This is a genomic window from Actinoplanes sp. NBC_00393, assembly GCF_036053395.1.
Lineage (GTDB): Bacteria > Actinomycetota > Actinomycetes > Mycobacteriales > Micromonosporaceae > Actinoplanes.
In genome coordinates this window covers 1260993-1279876 of record NZ_CP107942.1, presented here as the reverse complement: position 1 = coordinate 1279876, position 18884 = coordinate 1260993, and the positions used below count along the sequence as shown (strand labels likewise).

Annotated in this window: 20 protein-coding genes; 9 read left to right on the top strand and 11 right to left on the bottom strand. The window is 68.9% G+C overall.

The genetic code is table 11. The features are described 5' to 3' along the window. Positions 1–20 precede the first annotated feature (20 nt). Entirely contained in the window at positions 21–1466 is a 1446-nt protein-coding gene (locus OHA21_RS05670; protein ID WP_328470877.1) for an AfsR/SARP family transcriptional regulator, read from the top strand. Positions 1467–1764: 298 nt separating this feature from the next. Beyond that, on the top strand, positions 1765–2181 hold the full coding sequence (locus tag OHA21_RS05665; protein ID WP_328470875.1) for a hypothetical protein: 417 nt from the start codon (positions 1765–1767) through the stop codon (positions 2179–2181). Positions 2182–2258: 77 nt separating this feature from the next. On the opposite strand, the gene OHA21_RS05660 is transcribed toward OHA21_RS05665, so the two are convergent. The 4 genes from OHA21_RS05660 to OHA21_RS05645 form a co-directional block, all read right to left on the bottom strand. After that, positions 2259–2840 (bottom strand): DUF4760 domain-containing protein, encoded by a 582-nt coding sequence (locus tag OHA21_RS05660; RefSeq protein ID WP_328470873.1) that lies wholly within the window; start codon positions 2838–2840, stop codon positions 2259–2261. Between the two features lie 66 nt (positions 2841–2906). After that, entirely contained in the window at positions 2907–3248 is a 342-nt protein-coding gene (locus tag OHA21_RS05655; protein WP_328470871.1) for a cupin domain-containing protein, read from the bottom strand. Between the two features lie 26 nt (positions 3249–3274). Further along, a complete protein-coding gene (locus tag OHA21_RS05650) occupies positions 3275–3418 on the bottom strand; it encodes a hypothetical protein (RefSeq protein ID WP_328470869.1) in 144 nt (47 codons plus the stop codon). Positions 3419–3630: 212 nt separating this feature from the next. Next, on the bottom strand, positions 3631–4899 hold the full coding sequence (locus OHA21_RS05645; protein WP_328478306.1) for an IS701 family transposase: 1269 nt from the start codon (positions 4897–4899) through the stop codon (positions 3631–3633). Between the two features lie 196 nt (positions 4900–5095). Between OHA21_RS05645 and OHA21_RS05640 the strand changes: the two genes are divergently transcribed. Next, complete coding sequence (locus OHA21_RS05640; RefSeq protein WP_328470867.1) at positions 5096–5677, top strand: uridine kinase family protein; 582 nt, start codon at positions 5096–5098, stop codon at positions 5675–5677. 87 nt (positions 5678–5764) lie between these two features. Here the strand turns inward: OHA21_RS05640 and OHA21_RS05635 are convergent, their stop codons facing one another. After that, positions 5765–6796 carry a DUF6461 domain-containing protein gene (locus tag OHA21_RS05635; protein ID WP_328470865.1) on the bottom strand — a complete coding sequence of 344 codons (1032 nt, stop codon included), beginning with the start codon at positions 6794–6796 and terminating at the stop codon, positions 5765–5767. Positions 6797–7126: 330 nt separating this feature from the next. Between OHA21_RS05635 and OHA21_RS05630 the strand changes: the two genes are divergently transcribed. From OHA21_RS05630 to OHA21_RS05620, 3 genes are all read left to right on the top strand, one after another. Next, positions 7127–7561 (top strand): hypothetical protein, encoded by a 435-nt coding sequence (locus OHA21_RS05630; protein WP_328470863.1) that lies wholly within the window; start codon positions 7127–7129, stop codon positions 7559–7561. Next, positions 7558–7860, top strand: a complete 303-nt coding sequence (locus OHA21_RS05625) for a transcriptional regulator (RefSeq protein ID WP_328470861.1) — start codon at positions 7558–7560, stop codon at positions 7858–7860. Before OHA21_RS05630 ends, OHA21_RS05625 begins: the two co-directional genes overlap by 4 nt. A gap of 181 nt (positions 7861–8041) precedes the next feature. Continuing rightward, complete coding sequence (locus tag OHA21_RS05620; RefSeq protein ID WP_328470859.1) at positions 8042–8554, top strand: YfbM family protein; 513 nt, start codon at positions 8042–8044, stop codon at positions 8552–8554. 199 nt (positions 8555–8753) lie between these two features. On the opposite strand, the gene OHA21_RS05615 is transcribed toward OHA21_RS05620, so the two are convergent. From OHA21_RS05615 to OHA21_RS05605, 3 genes are all read right to left on the bottom strand, one after another. Continuing rightward, positions 8754–9101 carry a hypothetical protein gene (locus tag OHA21_RS05615; protein ID WP_328470858.1) on the bottom strand — a complete coding sequence of 116 codons (348 nt, stop codon included), beginning with the start codon at positions 9099–9101 and terminating at the stop codon, positions 8754–8756. Between the two features lie 423 nt (positions 9102–9524). Continuing rightward, positions 9525–12185, bottom strand: a complete 2661-nt coding sequence (locus OHA21_RS05610; RefSeq protein ID WP_328470856.1) for a choice-of-anchor D domain-containing protein — start codon at positions 12183–12185, stop codon at positions 9525–9527. 220 nt (positions 12186–12405) lie between these two features. Then, the gene (locus OHA21_RS05605) at positions 12406–12780 is read right to left on the bottom strand and encodes a hypothetical protein (protein WP_328470854.1); all 375 of its coding nucleotides are present in this window, start codon (positions 12778–12780) and stop codon (positions 12406–12408) included. A 488-nt stretch (positions 12781–13268) separates the two neighbouring features. Between OHA21_RS05605 and OHA21_RS05600 the strand changes: the two genes are divergently transcribed. After that, positions 13269–13916 carry a hypothetical protein gene (locus OHA21_RS05600; protein ID WP_328470852.1) on the top strand — a complete coding sequence of 216 codons (648 nt, stop codon included), beginning with the start codon at positions 13269–13271 and terminating at the stop codon, positions 13914–13916. Positions 13917–14166: 250 nt separating this feature from the next. Here the strand turns inward: OHA21_RS05600 and OHA21_RS05595 are convergent, their stop codons facing one another. The 3 genes from OHA21_RS05595 to OHA21_RS05585 all read right to left on the bottom strand — a co-directional run bounded on the left by OHA21_RS05595 (position 14167) and on the right by OHA21_RS05585 (position 16923). Further along, positions 14167–14817 (bottom strand): hypothetical protein, encoded by a 651-nt coding sequence (locus tag OHA21_RS05595; protein WP_328470850.1) that lies wholly within the window; start codon positions 14815–14817, stop codon positions 14167–14169. A 17-nt stretch (positions 14818–14834) separates the two neighbouring features. Next, positions 14835–15047, bottom strand: coding sequence for a hypothetical protein (locus tag OHA21_RS05590; protein WP_328470848.1), 213 nt, complete (start codon positions 15045–15047; stop codon positions 14835–14837). A 160-nt stretch (positions 15048–15207) separates the two neighbouring features. After that, on the bottom strand, positions 15208–16923 hold the full coding sequence (locus OHA21_RS05585) for an IlvD/Edd family dehydratase (RefSeq protein ID WP_328470846.1): 1716 nt from the start codon (positions 16921–16923) through the stop codon (positions 15208–15210). Between the two features lie 66 nt (positions 16924–16989). Here OHA21_RS05585 and OHA21_RS05580 point away from each other — a divergent pair, with 66 nt between their 5' ends. Further along, positions 16990–17841: an SMP-30/gluconolactonase/LRE family protein gene (locus OHA21_RS05580; RefSeq protein ID WP_328470844.1), complete on the top strand. Its 852-nt coding sequence runs from the start codon at positions 16990–16992 to the stop codon at positions 17839–17841. Then, positions 17841–18845 (top strand): zinc-dependent alcohol dehydrogenase, encoded by a 1005-nt coding sequence (locus OHA21_RS05575; RefSeq protein ID WP_328470842.1) that lies wholly within the window; start codon positions 17841–17843, stop codon positions 18843–18845. Before OHA21_RS05580 ends, OHA21_RS05575 begins: the two co-directional genes overlap by 1 nt. Positions 18846–18884 lie beyond the last annotated feature (39 nt).

The window sequence follows — 18884 nt, the reverse complement described above, 5'->3', positions numbered from 1 at the left end:
TGGTCACCGAGGGCTGCAGCTTGCGGCTACAGGTCGGGGTCCTCGGTCCGCTGGTGGTCTCGCTCGACGGGCACACCGTGCCGCTCTGGTCGCCGAAGCTGCGCACGTTCCTGGCGGTGCTGGCCCTCTCGGCCGGCGAGCCGGTGCTCTACGACCGGCTGGCGACCGCGGTATGGGGCGATGACCAGCCGAAGGACGCCCGCCGCGCGCTTCAGCTGCACGTCACCCGGCTGCGGCAGTTGCTCGGCGGCGAGCAGATCCGCACGGTTCCCGGCGGATACGTTCTGGCGACGAAGCCGGAGCTGGTCGACGCCGTCCGGTTCGGCCGGCTGCTCGACGCCGCAGCACGGGCCGAGGATCCGACGGTCGAGCGGGCGGCCCTGGTGGAGGCGCTGGCCCTGTGGCGGGGTGAGCCGTTCGACGGTGTGCAGTCCGCGTGGCTCGAAGGTGTGCAGGCCCCGTACCTGTCGGCTCGGCGGCTGGCCGCGCTGGAACGGCGGATCGAGCTCGACCTGGCGGCCCGGCGCACCGACGGCCTGGTCGCCGAGATCGAGGAGCTGACTGCCGGCTATCCACTGCGGGAGCAGTACTGGGGTCATCTGATGACCGCGCTGGCACACGCGGGCCGGCGGGCCGAGGCGCTGGAGGCCTATCAGCGGTTGTACCGCCTGCTCGCCGCGGAACTGGGGATCGAGCCGAGCCGGCCGCTGCGTGAACTGCACCGCCGGATACTTGATGGTGAAGGCGATCCGCGGTTGCCGGCGCCGCGGCAACTGCCGGCCACCGTCAGCCACTTCATCGGTCGCGCGGGCGCTCTCGCCCGCCTGGACGCGTCCCTGCCGGCGTCGGGAGATGCGGCGCCGGTGACCGTGGCGATCACCGGCGTGGCCGGCGCCGGCAAGACCGCACTGGCCGTGCGCTGGGCTCATCGGGTGATCGGCCACTTCCCCGACGGGCAGCTGTACGTGAACCTGCGCGGCTCCGACCCGCTTCCGCCCGCCGAGGCGATCCGGCGCTGCCTGGAACCGCTCGGGGTGGCCGCACACCGCATCCCGGTGGACCTCGACGCCCGGGCTGGTCTCTACCGCACCCTGATGGCGGGCAAGCGGATCCTCCTCGTCCTCGACGACGCCCACGACTCGCATCAGATCCGCCCGTTGCTGCCCGGTGCCGGAGGCTGCATGGTCGTCGTCACCAGCCGTGACTCGCTCGCGGACCTGGTCGCTTACGACGGGGCGCGGCCGCTCGAGCTGGACGTCCTCACCCCGCAGGAGGCGGTGCGGCTCCTGACGGTCCGGCTCGGCCCGCAGCGGGTCACCGCCGAACCCGAGGCGGTACGCGCCATCGTCGCCAGGTGCGGGATGCATCCGCCGGCCCTGAACGCCGTCGCCGCTCAGGCGGTCCTGCATCCGGCTCTGCCGCTCGCCGCACTCGCCGGCCACGCCGCACGGATCGCCGTTCGCTGATCGTCCAACATCGCCAACCAACCACGAGTCGGTGCAGTCCTCGGCGTCCTCCTCGCCGATGCTTATCGTCGAACGGCGCAGCGGATCCGGTCGTGCCCGCGTCCAGGAGACAGAAAACCCTTCTCCATGCAGGAGGCCGGACCATCGCCCACGGCTCGCCGCCCATGATCACGTGCGCACTTCTACCGAGATGAGCGCACTCGACATGCCGAGTTGAGCGTCTCGGAGACTGAAGTCCATTGACAACGGATGTTGTCAAGTAGATCCTGGTGACAACGTTTGTTGTCAAGGGGGATTCGTGGCGGACGAGAAAGAAACGCTGGCAGGCTCCATCCAGGAGTTGGCGTGGGCCTGGGCGCGGAATCAGCCTCCCGGCGACCAGCGAATGGATGTCGCCTCCCCCTATGAGCATGGGCTGACTCACGAACAACGGCGCAGGGCCTGGCTGGCGACGTTGTCCGGGTTGAACGCCATTCAGGCCGAGATCACTGAGCTGACCGCGACTGCCGCGAGCCGTGCGGCCGAGTACGGGGCCGACTACCCGGACATCGGTCGGGCGATCGGCATGACGCGCCAAGGTGCACGCCGCCGCTGGCCGCAGCTTTCCGCCTTCCTCGGCAGAAAGAAGAGCAAGTCCGCCTCACCTACCCAGGTCCACGCGAGTGCGGATGCGCTCAACGATCCGGTAGCAGATATCGCGCCCTGGCTGAAATGACATTGAGCCGCATATAACGCGCACGCCGAGCAGAGTGTTTCGGTTCCGCCGGGCCGCCCTCGTCCGCGCTCCCGCCGTTAGTTCGGCTGCTGCTCCGTGCGAGGTCGTGGCGTCGCAGAGGACTCGGGCGACGCTGGAGGAGGCGTGCGCGTTGGTCCGACGTACGGGTGCAGTTTGAGCTTCTCGTGGATGGCGGCCGGCGGTTTCCGGGTCGTGCGGTACGCCAGGTCCTCCAGATAAATCCACAGGTTGCTGTTGCGCTTGTCGCGTTCAGCGCGCACGAAGGGCTCGATCGCCTCCCAGATGCGTCGGGCCTGGGGGCCATTCGAGCCGATGATCAGCTCCTCCTTGACGATGCCGTGCGCGACGAGCTTGCCGAGGTCGTCGTAGAGACCGCCCACCAAGCGCAACTGGGACCGGACCTCCAACGACAGGTCCGTGTACGGCTGGACCGGTTGCTGGGGAAGTTCGTCGAAGATGAACTGTTGAGCGTCGAAGAACTCCTGAGTTCGGAACCGGCTGAAGACCTGGAGCACGACTGGCAGGGCGTAGCCGTCCATCGTGGTCCGCGTCTGACGGAGCGCGAGCGTCCCGGAGACGATCAGCGAGACGACGGAGATGGCGATAGAGATGAGGGAGATCGCTGTCCTGACGTCCACGCATCCAAGGTAATCGATTGGCCTGGGTTCGGTGAGCGCGCAGACTCCAGCGATGGCTCGTTCCCGTCAATGAGCGGGCACCGACACGCAGACCATGACTGTGTCCTCGAGGGCCTCGACGACCCCGGGCGCCTGCTCCGGAACGTGCACGAAGTCGCCGGCGCCCACCGTTACGGCGCCGCTCCCGGCGCCCACTCGCAGCGCTCCGCTGAGCACCACCCAGACCTCCGCGTAGGAGGCCGGCAGGTCGGCCCGCGCGCCGGCGTGGAAGAACGACGTGTAAGCGCTCATCGACGCGTTCGCCTCTTTGCCGAAGGCGGGTGCGATGAGGATCCCGTCGCCGAAGCGGATGGCGTCGTCGCCGATCGCCGAGCCGAATTTGCGGACCCGCATGGGCGTGACATCCATGCCGAAATCTCCCTCCCCATTGGTGCTCAGGCGTCGAGCACGGCTGCGGCGACAGCGTGCACGGGCGGCGCCTGGATACCGAGCTCTCGTGCGATGGCCGGGATCTCACGGTCCGCGAGGAACTTGTCATAGGCCTTCGCGCCCCAGTCGAAACGGACCACACCCGGCACGCGTCGTCGGGATCGTAAAACCTCAACCCTTATCGAGGTCAACGCACCGAGTGTCGCTGACCATCAGCGCCGGCCCGCGGCGGACGAACTTGGTGTTCCTGAGTTTCCGGCCACCCGAGGCTGTGCAGGCTACCCATTCGTCACCGATGCAATCAATCTGGTCTTCTGCGTCGCCCGATCAACGCGCCTAGTACGGCAGCCGCCATTCGAGATCATGACTGAAACTCGAGGTTGAGGCGGCGGGTGTAGTGGGCTCGTCTGGCTTGGGCTTGGTGTCGGCGTCGCCATCCTGACCAGTGCAAACGGTAGTTGGTGCTGCGTGTTGGCTGGTCGCGGAAGACGTTGATCAGACGGCGGATCTCGTTGACGGTCAGCGGGATCATGTCGGGGTCTTCGGCCTGTTCGGTGTTGGTGGCTTCGGCGGCGCAGATCGCGAGGATAGCGAGGGCGGCCAGCGCGAGCGTGGTGAACCGGTGCCAGGAATTCCATCGCCGGACCTGATGCTGGTCCAGCCCCACCTGCCCCTTTCCAGCTTGGAAACCCTCCTCTACCGTCCATCGAATTCCTGCGATGCGCACAAGGTGTGCCAGCGTGACCGGGCCGGGCGCCCAGCAGCGGTAGAAGGCCAGCTCATCGGTCGTGTTGTTACGGCGGATCAGTACGCTGTGCCGGCCGTCGTCGTCCGGGTCGCCGTCAGCGCCGACGTCAGCGAGCCAGGCCCAGTCGTAGTAGCGGGGCCCTTTCGATCCATCGCCGGCGCTGCGCCGGGTCCACGCCGTGGCCGGTAGATCGGCGACGACGAGGTCGGCGCGGCGGCGGGTCTTGCCGCCGTCGAGCGGCAGCAGGTGATCGCGGGAGACGGCCAGGACGTAACCCAGACGCAGTTTGCGCAGCTCGGAACGCAGGTGACGATTGTTGCCGTAAGCCTCGTCCGCGGCGGCCCATCGGGCCGGGACGTGCGCGGCGACCGCCGCGGTGATCATGTTCTCGGCCAGTTGCGAGCGGGTGGCGAACGCGATGTCGCCCGGGACGCCGGCCTGCTCGCACCGTTCACGGTCGCTGGTCCAGGACTCGGGCAGATACACGCGGCGGTCGATCAGGGTGTGCCCGTGCCGACTCGCATAGGTCAGAAACACTCCGACCTGGGCGTTCTCGATCCGGCCCGCGGTTCCGGTGTACTGGCGCTGGACCCCGACGGTGTGCTTTCCCTTCTTCAGGTCGCCGGTCTCGTCGACCACGAGGACACCATCGGAGTCACCGAGGGAGTCCGCAACGACCTGGCGCACGTCGTCGCGCACCGTGTCAGCATCCCATTTCGCCCGATAGAGCAGCCGTTGCATCGCGTCCGGACGGGTATGCCCCGCCTGCTCGGCCAGCTGCCAGCTCGTCTTGATCTCCAGGCCCGCGAGCAGCCCGGTGATGAACCCGGCCGCAGCCTGCCGCGGTTCCACCCGGGCGAACCGGCCCGCGAACGATCCGATCACCTTGTCACTGACCTGCTGCCACCGATCGGGGTCTACGCTGTGGCCTGCGGCCACCGCAAGATCTGAAAGTTTGTCCACAACATACTCAAGATCACGCGGTGGCCGCCCTGTTCCCAGCAGCTCCAGCCATGATCACGAACGGCGGCTGCCGTACTAGAGTGGTGCTCGTCGCCGGCGATGTTGGGAGTGACAGGTGGGCTTCGAACTCGGTGAGCGGATCGCCGCCTCCGTTACCGAACGGGCGCCGGTCAACGGCATCCGGGTCATCGGCGTCGATGGCCCCAGCGGGTCGGGCAAGAGTTTCCTTGCGTCGCGCCTGTCGAGCCTCCTGGCGGCACCCATCATCGAGATCGACGACTTCGTTTCGTGGGATTGCTTCGCGGGATGGTGGCCGCGCTTCGATGAACAGGTCCTGTCGCCCCTCCTGGCCGGCCGCGACGCGACGTACCAGGCCAGGGACTGGAGTGGTGACTGGTACGGATCGACGCTCGGCGCTTGGAAGACGCAACCATGGTCGCCCACAGTGATCATCGAGGGCGTCACGTGCACTCGTCGAGACACCATCGGGCGTCTGGCGTACGCGATCTGGGTCGAGGCTCCTGCGGAACTGAGGCTGGCCCGCGGCCTGGCCAGGGACACCCACTTCCCCGGCAAGGAGGATCTGTGGAAACGGTGGATGCGTGAAGAGGACGAGTTCTTCAGCGCAGACGGAACACGCGAACGTGCCGACTGCATCGTCGACACGTCAGCTTGCGGTGTGAATCCGAGTACGTAATCGCAGCGCATTCTCATGCCGCGCAGCCGCGCCGGGTTTGATCACAGTTCATTGTCAGTGAGGGGCAGCGAGCCGGTGGCGTGAGCGTTAGTGGCCGAGAGCGTCGAGCTGTGGGAAGGCGCGGCGCAAATCGGTGTGCAGCCGCTGGTCGCGCCTGGTGTCCAGGGCAGCGGCCGCGACCAGCGCGTCGCAGGCCGCGGCGAGCGGATGAGCGGCGACCGGGTTCAGCATCATCTCCCGGAACAGCATCTGCCGGCTACCGCGGTCGAGCCTGCCGTCGGCCTGGCGGTCCGGCGCCATCGGCGGCGGATCCAGTTGCTCGGAGAACCGGTGGGCGAGCAGGTCCGGCACGGTAGCGCCGGAACGCAGCGCGCCGAGGACCTCGTCGGCGTCCGGCCGGCCGGCCACCTCGGCCTTGGCGAAGGCCCACTCGCGGGCCCACCGGAGGACCTCCCGGCATGCCGGGTCCCCGGCCCGGGACAGTGCGAGCAACAGAGGCAGGTCGGTCCGGGCCAGGTACGCGCCACCGGGGCCGGCGGCCCGGATCCGCTCGTCAGCCCCGTCGACGCCGGCCCAGAGATCCTCCGCGTCGTCGACCGCGGCCTCGACGGGCACCAGTTCCTCCGGGAACCGGATCCCGGTCACGTGCTCGGCGAGGGCGAACGCCCGCAGCGGCGCGTCGTCGTCGTAGACCCAGGCTGGGTCGTCGGCCTCGGCCGCGCTGAAGTTGAATCCGAGCCGCCGCATCGGACCGAGCAGCGCATCGGGATCACTGCCGTAACGCCAGTTGACCGCGTAGGGGTCGCACACCAGCCGGGCGTCCCCGTCACGCAGCCAGTGCAATTCCGCGTCGCTGTGCTCGCTGTCGTAGACCACGACCACGTCGGTGCCGGCCGACAACCTTTTGTTGATCCTCGCCCGGATCCCCAGCCCGCCGTTCTTCTCCAGCATCAGCGTTCCGCCGGGAACCTCGGTCACGGTGGTGTCCACAAGCTCGACGCGACCGAGCCGACGAATCACCTCCCTGGCCGGAAGCCCTTTGACGAACGACAGACAGAAACCCAGCACGAACTCGTTGCCATCGCGCTGGAACCACCGGTAATCATCTGCCGTCGACACGCCAAGATCATGTCCGATCGCCCAAGCGGGCACGACGGCGGCCCCGAGGTTGCGCCAGGTGCTTGCCTGTGGGGCAAATCGACGCCCCTGAAAATGCCGATGAGAGCGCGTTGCCACTGCTGGCTCGCCGCGGTGCGGACAGGCTGCCCCGGATGCTCAGCTGAACGTTGGCACTGACCGGGTCGGGCCGGATGGGCCAGCGCCGGGATCGGAGTGACCCGGAGACGCATCGCTCAACACCTACGCCGGAACGCCATCGCCGGGCGCACCACATATTTTCCGAGTGGTTGAAAGTTGCCATGGTGGAAAACATCTGCGATAGTTTCCGACATGGAAAACAACGTGCACGTCCCGGACCCCGCCGAGGCCCGCGAGGCGCTGGCGAACATCGACACCGCCCAGCGCGCCGTGCGGGACACACCGTGGCCCGCATGGATCTACCCCGTCAACGCCCTTCTGCTGGGCGCCATGACACTGACCTTCGCGCTGGGCGACGACGGCTTCGTCTTCTTCCTCGCCGGCGGCGCCGTGCTGTTCGCGATCAACATGCTCGCCGGCTACCGGATGGGTACGCCATTCACCCTGCCCACCAGTCGTGTCTTCCTCACCCTGGCCTTCGCCTCGATCGGGTGCCTGCTCGCGGCGTTCATCGTCACCGAGCTCACCGCGCAGCGATGGCCGATCGTCGTGCTTGCCGTCGCGGCGACGGTTCTCTACCTGGCCGCCGGCGTGGTGCACCGGCGGTCGACAGGGGCGCCCCGGTGACCGCGCAACTCGATCCGATCATCCACCCGACGCACCGGCTGCGGATCTGCGCGATGCTGGTCGCCGGCAGCACTCTGGAGCTGTCGGTTATCAAGGAGCATCTGGATCTGAGCCCGTCGGCACTGAGCAAGCAGGTCGCTGCCCTCGTCGACGCGGGCTACGTAAAACAGGAACGTCTCGGCTCGGATACCCGGCGGGTGTGGCTGTCGATGACGCGCCAGGGACGCAAGGCATACCAGGGGCATGTCGCCGCACTCCAGGAAATCGTCAACGCTACGACGGCTCCTTCATTGGACTAGCATGGTTTCATCCCGACGTCCGCCTAGCATGCCGGCGCTGCGTCGAACGTCCTCTTCTAGCCGCCGATCGCGCGGCGCCCCCACCGTGGACAGCCACGCTGACGATTCCTCAGGAAGGCGTGACGCGTGACTATGCAACTGTTCCAAGGTCTGACGTCACAGTGCGCAGCACACAACACTGTTGGAAACCGGCGCCTACTTCTACGATCTTGACGTGCTGGGGGTTCACTACGCCGTTACGGCGAAGCAGGAACGCGCGCTGCTCGCCGCTGATCGCGGCGGCGGGGTAGGTGAGTACGTCGGGGACCTGGAAGAAACATGGTCGGACGACGAGCTGAGTGTCGATACCGACAAGGCCTGGGACGCCATTCACCGCTGCCTGGGCGACGGCACCCTCGACCCGGATGGCGCCGGCTACCCACTGTCGCACGCGGTGCTCGGTGGACGGCACATGCATGACGAGTTCCACGTCGTGTACGTCAGCGAGGCCGAGACCAGGGATGTCGCAGCCGCGCTACTCGCCGTCGATCGCGGCTGGCTGCGTCGCCGCTTCGACGCGATCAACGACCCGGACTATGCGGGTGCCCACGACGACACTGACTTCGAATACACCTGGTCGAACTTCGTCAATGTGCGGGCCTTCTATCAACGGGCCGCCGCCGCAGGACGAGCGGTGATCTTCACAGCCATGTAGGTCGTGACCGGGTGCACGGGTCTGCCGCCAGTCGCGCGCGGCGCTCAGCACAGCCGTCACGCTCTGTACGACCGGCGCGGAGGCCGGTCGACCGTGACCAGAACGCGTGGTCCGGCGGTACTCGCTCGTGCCGTGAAGCGGATAGGCGGTCAAGTCTTCGTGGGCCGGCACCGGCCCAGTCCCGCAAGGCTGCAGAGGTCTATCGGCTCATGCCCTCGATCACGGCGAGGGCAACTCGCGCCAACTGGGCCGACTCATCGTCCCCGAGTTCCTGGTATATCGGGATACTGTGGCGGGCCTCATCGGCAGCGAACATCCATTCGGCCTCGGTCAGCCGGATCGAGATCACCTGGTCCAGAGCAGGCCAGGCACCGTTGACCCAAGGCACTTGATCCCAGCCAGCCTGGCGGATCCGCTTACCCACCTCGGCCGTTGCCTCGTCGCCGTGGTCGGCCGCCAAGGAGTTGGCATTGTCGACTCCCGCGTCGATGCCGGCCCAGATCCGCGCTGGCATGTGCAGCGTCACCAAGTCATCTCGTGCATCCACGTGGACAATCCTTGCGTATCCGCCGTCACAGACGTCTTTCCGGGTCCGCGTCGGGTGGCCTCGTTGGATCCCGCATCACGGTGCTCCTCAGGCGCAGAATCCCCGCCTACCGCCGCCAGTACGCCGGCGGCGCCCAGCGCGACTGCTTCGGCCGCGGCACCGGTCGAGGGGACGATCGCACCGCTGGACGCGGGAGCCGTTCTCGCTCAGCTCAAGGCTGCCGACCTGGGTACCTGACCGCGGACGGCACGGTGTTGGTCTGGTCTCAGGCAACGTCAAGCCGTCACGTGCAAAGAAGATCGAGACCGCCGTCGCCGGTCTGTAAGCCTTGAGGTCCCGCGCCGGGACGACGGCCATCCCCCGAGCCGGTGTGGGGAGACGCGCTGGCTGGTGCGCCCGCGACTCCCCACACCCGGGTTGGTGTCAGCGGGTGAGCCGGGTGACTCCCGCGGGGCGTGACGTCACGGTGCCGGTCCCGCCGGTGTTGCCGGCCGTGACCCGGACCTGCAGCCGTTTACCCACGTCGCGCAGTGTCTGCCGGTAGGTCTTGGCGGTGGCGCCACGGACCACGACGCAGCTCTTACCGGTGTCGGTGCAGCGCAGCCATTGGAAGGTGTAGCGGATCGGGGCGGTGCCGGTCCAGGTGCCGGGCTTGGCGGTGAGCACCTTGCCCATCTTGGTGGAGCCGGTGATGGTGGGCCGGCTGTGGTTGGCCGGGCGGACGGCCTGGATGGCCACGGTCGCCGCTGAGATGGCGGGCGTCCCGGTACCGACCGGGTTGGTCGCGGCGACCCGGATCCGCAGCCTGCGGCCCACGTCGGCGACGACCGGGCGGTACGTCGCTTTGGTGGCGCCCTTGATCGGGGCGCAGCCGTTGCCGTTGGCAGCGCAGCGCATCCACTGGAAGCCGTACTGGATCGGGGCCGTGCCGGTCCAGGTGCCCGGCTGGGCGGTCAGCACCTTCCCGACCGTGGCCTGCCCCGTGACGGTGGGCACGCCACGGTTGACCGGGCGGGACGGCTGCGTCACCTCGGCGGTGACCTCGGAGATCGCCGGGGCGCCCGGGCCGGCGGCGTTGGTCGCGGTGACCTGGACCCGCAGCCGGGCGCCGGTGTCCGCGGCGGTGGGCCGGTAGGTGGCGTCGGTGGCGCCGTCGATCGGAGCACATGCGGTGGTGCACCGCTGCCACTGATACGCGTACTGGATCGGGGCCGTGCCGGTCCAGGTGCCGGGTCGCGCGGTCAGCGTCCCACCGACCGTGGCCGGCCCGGTGACGGTGGGCAGGGCGCTGTTGACCGGGCCGGTGGGCGGCTCGACCACTACAGCGGTGGGCTCCGAGGCGGCCGGGGTCCCGGCGCCGGTGGTGTTGCTCGCGGTGACCTGCACCCGCAGCCGTGACCCGGCGTCCGCACCGGTGACCTGGTAGGTGGCGTCGGTGGCCCCGCCGATGTCGGCACAGTCGGCGCCCTGGGCCGTGCACCGCTGCCACTGGTAGGCGTACGTGTACGACATCGGCTGGCCGTTCCAGCTGCCCGGCTGCGCGGTCAGCGTCGCACCGACCGCGGCGGTCCCGGCGATGCTCGGCGGTGCGGCGACCACCGGGACGGCACCCGATCCGGCGCCGGTCAGCGGCACGGTCCTGGTGACGCCGGCCGGGTCCTGGGTGTCACCGTCGTTGGCGGCCAGCGTCAACGTGCCCGGTAGGTTCCCGGCCGAGGCCGGGGTGAACGAGACGTCGATCGCGCAGTCTCCGCCGGGCGGCACCGGCGCGGCCGCTCCGTCCTTCTGACAGGTGGTCGCGGCCACCGCATAGCCGGCGCCGGCCACGCTGATCTGGGCCAGGCCCAGCGGCCGCCCGCCGGTGTTGCGCACGGTCAGGGTGCGGGTGGTGGTCGAGCCGAGGTTCTGCTCGCCGAACGGGATACCGTCGGCGGGTTCCAGCGTCAGCTTCGGCGCGGGCTCGGTGTACTGGTAGGCGCCGATGTCGCAGGTCGTGGCGTAGAGGAACAGCCGGATGGCGCCACGCTGGTCGGTGCCGCCGCACAACGGGGAATCGGCCGGGATCGCGTTACGGGCCGGGCTGGTCGCGGTGAGCGCATGGGTGGCGGTATGGCCGCCGTCGTGGGCCAGGTCCGCCACCTGCGGGTCGCCGATCACATCGGTCTCCGGGTCCGTCCCGCACGAGTCGTCGCTCATCACGTTGTAACGGCCGCTGAAGTTCACGTCGCGGCAGTTCGGGCTGTTGTCCGGCGGCTGCGGCGGCGGCGGAGTGCTCTGCCCACTCACGATCGAGGCTTCGAGCCTGACCGTGGCGCCGTCCGTCCCCCCGCCATAGGTCATGAACGCGGGCCCTCGGTTACCCACGATCGTGTTGTGGGTGCCGACGAAGGTAATCCCGGTGGGGCTCGGCTGTGTGCCGTCGAACGACACGATCGCGCCGCCCGCGTTGCCTCTGTTCATCCCGTTGCCGGTGACCGTGGAGTCGTGCATCTCCACCCGGCCCTCATTGAAGATCGCAGTGGCGGCCGGGGTGCCGACGGCCGCCGAGTTCCCCGCGATCGTGGATCGCCGGATGGTGAGACTTCCGGAATTGTTGATGCCACCGCCATGCACAGCCGCCATGTTCCCCGAGATGGTGCTGTCCACAACGGTGGCGTCACCAGCGTTGTAGAGACCCGCACCAAAGGCGCCGCCGCTGTCGCTCAGGCTGACCCGCTCCATCCGGAGGGTGCCTTCGTTCTTGACCGCCCCGATCCCTTTGATCACGGCGATCCCGGTGAGAGTGAGGGTCGAGGTCGGCGGCACCAAGACGGCGACGCGTTTTCTTTGCCCATCGATCACCGTGGTGGCGGTGCCGGCACCGGCGATGGTCACGCCGAGACCGCTCGGCACCTCGACGTTCTCGGCGTAGGTGCCGGGACCGACCATGATGGTGTCGCCGTTGACGGCGACGCTCAGCGCGTCGCTGATCCGGCCGCATGGCTGCGCCTCGGTGCAGGCCTCGCCACTACCCCCGACCGCGACATGGTGGACGGTCGCGGCGGACGCCGGCAGAGCGACCCACCCTCCGCCGACCACCAACACGGACCCGATCCCCGCCACCACGGCTTTGCGCCGCCATGACCTCGACCTGCCACCTAAAAACACGACAAAACTCCCCCCGATGATCACAAGGACGGTTGATCCTAAAGTGCCTCGTGACCCGATGCTGATCGTCCTTTTGATCAATATTCGCCGACCTGAACGTCGGTCGGCCGGGGGAAGGCCGTGGAACTACTCGACCGGCTCGGGCAAGATCGGGTCGTTAGACTCCGCGCATGCAGCATTGCCGACTTTCCTTCACAAAACGCACAGCGATCGGGGTGCTACTGCTGCTCTTGGCCGTGGCCGGCTGCAACTCCAAGGCGGAATCGTCCTCCGATACCACGCCGTCGAGCCCCGACGCCGCCGCTGCGGCGGTCGCCTCCCGCGCAGTTTCCACCCCAAGTTCTCGTGACGTCGAACCGTCCGCGTCCTCCTCCACCGTGGCCGAGTCAGGGGAGGCGGATGCGTCACGCAAGCCCAAAGCGTCACAGAAACCCAAAGCGCCGCAGAAGACGAAAGCGCCAAGCGGGGGCGGCACGAAGTACACGAAGTGTGCCGACGGTGACTGCAAAGTGTCTTTCTCCGGCTCGGTCAAATTCCCACTCGCCAGGTGGACGGTGTCGGCCTACACGGAGAATGGCGGTGTCAGTGTCCGACTGACCAAGCCCAACGGCTTGGGCGGCGGTGGCGGCTTCATGGCAGGGCCCGGGTGCAGTGTGGCGGTACACGCCGACGGCGGCGGGCGAGTCGGATGCGACCAACCCGGAGACGAACCCGAGCCGGGAGGGTACGTCGTACACCTGCTGGAACTGGACGGGAACACTGCAGTCATCCGAGCGATCCTGGGCTGACTGCGCGAGGATCGCTGCCGCAGCCTGACGGTGCTGGGCAGTGGTCTGGTGTCCGTGCGTGTATTCGTTGGGTCTGACTGGCTTCCTGCATCTGAGCCGACTTGCCCACGCACGGTCACCGGCTCTGGCCGGGCCTGTTGCGCAGATCCTCGAACTGCGTCACTGACAGTGGCCGACACAGACCGGCGTACGATCACCGCTGATCGACAACCGTGAACACGTGGAGGCCGCAGTGGACGATCGCACCGCCGAGCTGGGCGCGCTGGTGCTGACTGCGCTACCGAAGAAGTCGATGTTCGGCCGCCGCTGGCGTGACTCCCGGCTGGAGCTGTTCGCCGACGGGCTGGCCGTCACCGCGCCGGCCGAGCCGCCGCGCATCTACCACTACGCGACCACCTCGGTACTGCAGAACCTCATCTCGGTCAACGGGCTTCTGGTGGAGGCGGCCTACACGCTCATCGACACCGACGGCCGGGCGCTGACGATCGGGATCGGCAACCACAGCGTTCTCGGTCGGACCCTGCGGCGGCTGGGTGCGCGTGAGGTCGTTCGCGGGCCGATGTTCACCGAGGCGCAGAAGTGGGGGCCGGAGATTCAGAGCCGGGTCACCAACGCCCGGTTCCCCGCCGACGCGGCCCGGATCCGGGCCGGCGAGCGGCTGGCCTTCGGCGACATCGCCTTCGACGCCACCAGCGTCACGGTCGGGCGCCGCACCGCCGAGTGGGCCTCGATCGGGCGAGTGTGGGCCGCCGACGCCCTCGTCCGGTTCGACGACCTGAGAAACAGGACCTGCTTGCCGACCGTGCCGGCCCACGAGGTGCCGAACCTCTACGAAGTCCTCGCCCTGGCCGACCGGCTGCGGAGTCAGCCCTCGATCTGAGTGGCGAGCCCGGCCGAATCTGACCGATGCGGGCCTCTTCGAATGCCATTCAGTGACGGCCGGCGTCCCGCGGCCGAGGCGCTACGGCCGCTGCCCAAGCAAGGCGCGCTCGAGCCTGTCGATTTCCGTTCGGCGCTGAGCGACTACTGCCATGCCCGCAGATCGGCCACGTGCGGTGAGTAGATAGGAGATGGGGCAGGACGGATGAGCAACGGCAGGGGCGCCTAACCACCGCGGAGGATCAACCGCGTCAGCTGCCAGCGGGCAGTTCGGCGCCGTTCCTGTCGTACGCGGTCAGATCGGTCAGCGTCGCCGGCGCCTGGCCCTGGGCGAAGTCGAACCAGAAGATCTGCATCTTGTCCGCCTTTTCGAAGCCGCTCCACGGCGTGCGGTGCGCCTCGACGATATTGCCGGTAGCGGTGTTGCGGGCGGTGATCCTGGCAGCGTCGCCGACGTGATAGCCAAACGTCGGCGTGGTACGGCCGTCGAGCAGCCGCCCAGCCTCGACCGCGTGGAAGCCCGGCTTCATCCGGCCGGCGCCGGGGTCGCTGCCGACGATCTCGATGTCGAAGTCGTCGATGGTGCGGGTCTTCGTGTGCCCGAGCACCAGCGTGAGAGTGCTGTTCAGATCGTCCGGGTCGGTGGTCTCGACGTACAGAATCCATTGCCGGCCGTCGACCTTGTTGCCCGTCTCGACGACCGTGCCGAGGATGCCGGGGGCCGAGGAGTAACCGTCCGACGGCATCGGTGCCGATGGGCCGCCGACCGGCGTGGACTGCCCGGCGGCCGGGATCCCGCCGGGCGCGCGCTGCGGGTCGGCCAGCTGGCTGCCGCCGAACAGCAGGGCCGCCACCGTGAGCGCGGACGCCCCGCCGACGGCGAGCTGACGGCGACGGCGCATTCGGCCACCGGCGTTCATCACGTGGGCCAGGTCCAGAGGTACCGGGTCGAAGTCCGCAGCACCACCACCGCCCGTTCCCGGGGCGACAGCGCCTGCCACGCGCCGATCAGCCAGCGCCGTTTCGCCACGACGTCGGCGACGTCATGCGCGGTGGGCTGTTCCGGCATGGTTTCGGTCGCGTACTCCCGCATGGGGCGGCGCCACTCGTCGGTGACCAGATTGGTGAGCACCGCACGGGCGTACGCATAAGGGTCCTTGCTCTTGATCCTCGCCCACGCGGCGTAAACCCGGACCAGGGTCGCCTGCCTTCGTCCGTTTCATGAGCAGCAAGACGAGCGAACGCCGCGTTCGGTTGCGCTACTCGAGACGAATCTTGACGCTACGGGCTCGTCAATGTGACTCGCGGGAGACGCGGTCGCCGCTGGAACCCAGCAGGAAATCGCAGTCGGCGCCGGTGTTCGCCTGCCCCACCGTGTCGACATATAGGCGCTCCCAGCCGCGGCGCGGCGCCGCGTACGCCTGGACGGTCTCCGGCGCCGGCGCACGCGCCTCCAACTCAGCGTCCGGAATGTCTACATCAAGGCGGCGATTCTCGATGTCCAGGATGATGAAGTCGCCGGTGCGGACCTTGGCGAGCGGGCCGCCGGCGGCGGCCTCCGGGGTCACATGCAAAACCACGGTTCCGTACGCCGTACCCGACATCCGCCCGTCGCAGACGCGAACCATGTCGCGCACCCCCTGCTCGAGCAACTTCGCCGGCAGCGGCATGTTGGACACCTCCGGCATCCCGGGATATCCCTTCGGCCCGCACCCGCGCAACACCAGCACCGAGTCCGCAGTGACCTCCAGATCCGGGTCGTCCAGCCGGGCGTGCAGATCCTCCACCGAGTCGAACACCACGGCCGGGCCCCGGTGCCGCAGCAGATGCGGTGAGGCGGCCGCCGGTTTCACCACCGCCCCGTCCGGCGCCAGGTTGCCGTAAAGCACCGCGATCCCCGCGTGCGGCAACAACGGCTCCTCCCGCGGCCGGATCACCTCACGGTCGTAGACGAGAGCCCCGTCCAGGTGATCGACAAGCGGCCGGCCGGTGACCGTGATCGCCGCCGGGTCCAGCAGGTCACGGATCTCCGCGAGCACAGCATGCAGACCACCAGCCCGGTACAGGTCATCCATCAGGAACCGGCCGGCCGGCAACAGATCCACCAACAGCGGCACGTCCGCGCCGATCGTGTCGAAGTCGTCCTGGGTGAGCTCGACCCCGAGCCGCCCGGCGATCGCCAGGAGGTGCACCACCGCGTTCGTCGAGCCACCCAGCGCGGCAAGCGCGACGATCGCATTGTGAAAGGAACCGCGCGTCAGAACCGTACTCGGCCTGCGGTCCTTCTCCGCCAATTCCACAGCGAGCACACCGGTCGCATGGGCCGCTTCCAGCAGGCGACTGTCCGGCGCCGGAGTGCCCGCCACCCCCGGCAGGGTCATCCCGAGCACCTCAGCGAGCAGGCCCATCGTCGAAGCCGTACCCATGGTGTTGCAGTGCCCCCGGCTGCGGATCATCGACGACTCCGACCGCTGGAACTCGGCCGCGCTCAACGTGCCCGCCCGAACCTCTTCGGACAGCTTCCACACGTCAGTCCCGCAGCCCAGCGGCACACCCCGGAACGTGCCCGTCAGCATCGGCCCACCCGGCACCACCACCGCGGGCAGATCCACCGAGGCGGCACCCATCAGCAGCGCCGGAATCGTCTTGTCGCAGCCGCCGAGCAGCACCACCCCGTCGATCGGGTTGGCCCGCAGCATCTCCTCGATCCCCATCGCAGCCAGATTGCGCCACAACATCGCCGTCGGCCGGACCTGGGTCTCGCCCAGCGACATCACCGGCAGGTTCAGCGCGATCCCACCGGCCTGCTGAATCCCGGCGGCCACACTGCGCGACACCTCGTCGAAGTGGGCGTTGCACGGTGTCAGATCCGAGGCGGTGTTCGCGATCGCGATGTGCGGGCGCCCGTCGAACGCGTCGGCCGGCAACCCCCGGCGCATCCAGGCGCGATGGATGTAGCTGTTGCGGTCGTCCCCGGCATACCACTGGGCGCTGCGCCGCTGGGGCATCGTCGACCTCCGATCCGATGGCGGAGTTATCCGGATCATAAGTGGCGGCGACTAAGATCGGCAGTCATGAGAGCCCGCGCGGCCAGCGACGACAGCTACTTCCTCGGCGAGGGCCCGGTCTGGGACGCCGTCCGGCAGCGGCTGCTCTGGGTCGACGTCGAGGCCGGTGACGTGCACTTCGGCGCCCTCGACGTGTCGACCGGGTTGATCCGGCACACCGACCGGATCTCGTTCGAGGAGAGCACCGGCGCGGTCGCCGTCGCCGAGGCCGGCGATCTGCTGGTCGCCGAACGCGGCTCACTCACCCACGTGCATTTGGACGGCACGCGTACGCATCTCGCGCGCGTCCTGCCCGAAGGCCGCCCCGGCCGGCTCAACGACGGCGCCGTGGACCCGGCCGGCCGGTTCCTGGTCGGCAGTCTCGGCGGCGACCGGGAGGTGCTGGTCCGCTACGAGAACGGCGCCTGCACCACGATCGACGACGACCTGACCCTGTCCAACGGCCTGGCTTGGAGTCCTGACGGCGGCCGCTTCTACAGCGTCGACACGATGACCAGCACCGTCTTCGTCCGCGACTACCCCGACGGTCCGCGCCGGCAGCTGTTCACGGTCGCCGACGGCTACCCCGACGGCCTCTGCGTGGACAGCGCCGGTGACCTGTGGCTCGCCGTGTGGGGCGGCAGCCGGGTCGAACACCGCTCCCCCATCGGCGATCTGCTCGGCATCGTCGAGGTCAACGCCCCGCACACCTCCAGCGTCGCCTTCGCCGGCCCCGACCTGGACGTCCTGGTGATCACCACCGCCACCCAGCACCTGTCCGCGAGCGACCAGGAGGCGTACCCCGACTCGGGCCGGCTGTTCACCGCCCGGGTCGGCGCGACCGGCCTGCCCACCCCGTACTGGAATCCGGTTCTCTGATGCGCGCCCTGGTCTTCACCGGTCCCGGCAAAGCCGAGGTCCTCGACGTGCCGGCCCCCGTCGCCGCGGCCGGGCAGGTCATCGTCGACGTGGAACGCGCCGGCATCTGCGGCACCGACGTCGAGCTGTTCACCGGCGAGATGAGCTACCTGCACTCCGGGGTGTCGTCCTACCCGCTGCGCCCCGGCCACGAATGGTCCGGCCGGGTGACCGCCGTCGGCGCCGGCGTCGACGAATCCTGGCTCGGCAAGCGCGTCACCGGCGACACCATGATCGCCTGCGGCAGCTGCCATCGCTGCCGCGGCGGCCGCCACCACGTCTGCGACGGCATGCGCGAGCTGGGCATCCGCGACGGCCTGCCGGGCGCGCTGGCCGAGCAGTTGGCCTTCCCAGCCCCTTATCTGTACGAGCTACCCGACACCGTTGACGCCACAGTCGGCGCCCTCGTCGAACCGGGCGGCAACGCCCAGCGCAGCGTGACCGCAGCCGCCGTCGACCCCGGCGAGCGCCTGCTGATCCTCGGCACCGGCACCATCGGCCTGCTCGCCGCGATGATCGCCCGAGCCCGCGGCATCGAGGTGCACCTGCTCGGCCAGCACCTGGACTTCGCCCGCGAGCTGGGCTTCACCCAGTCCTGGACCCGCGACACCTTGCCCGCCCTGGCGTGGGACGCCGTGATCGACGCCTCCAACGCCCCGGAGTTGCCCGACCTGGCGGTCCAGCTGGTCGAGCCGGGCCGCCGAGTCGTCTGGATCGGCCTGTCCGGCACCCCGAGCACCGTCGACACCCGCGACATCGTGCTCAAGGACGTCACCGCAGTCGGCATCCTGGGCGCCTCCGCCGGACTGGCAGACGCCGTCTCCGCGTACGCATCAGGCGCTGTGAACCCCCGCCCCCTGGTCGCCGCAACCGTCAGTCTGGAAGGCATCGCCGACGCCTTGGCCGGGAACCGGCCACCGGGCGCCGGCCCGGGCCCGAAGATCCTCGCCGCCCCCCGGAAATGATCACCGCAGCACTGAGTGGCTCCTTGCGACCGACCACTG

What these genes read in the sequence shown, in the direction of transcription:
- OHA21_RS05655 (WP_328470871.1), bottom strand. Translation starts at nt 3,248, where the DNA reads ATGGATGTCACGCCCATGCGGGTCCGCAAATTCGGCTCGGCGATCGGC.
- OHA21_RS05630 (WP_328470863.1), top strand. Translation starts at nt 7,127, where the DNA reads ATGGAAAACAACGTGCACGTCCCGGACCCCGCCGAGGCCCGCGAGGCG.
- OHA21_RS05595 (WP_328470850.1), bottom strand. Translation starts at nt 14,817, where the DNA reads ATGCGCCGTCGCCGTCAGCTCGCCGTCGGCGGGGCGTCCGCGCTCACG.
- OHA21_RS05585 (WP_328470846.1), bottom strand. Translation starts at nt 16,923, where the DNA reads ATGCCCCAGCGGCGCAGCGCCCAGTGGTATGCCGGGGACGACCGCAAC.
- OHA21_RS05580 (WP_328470844.1), top strand. Translation starts at nt 16,990, where the DNA reads ATGAGAGCCCGCGCGGCCAGCGACGACAGCTACTTCCTCGGCGAGGGC.
- OHA21_RS05575 (WP_328470842.1), top strand. Translation starts at nt 17,841, where the DNA reads ATGCGCGCCCTGGTCTTCACCGGTCCCGGCAAAGCCGAGGTCCTCGAC.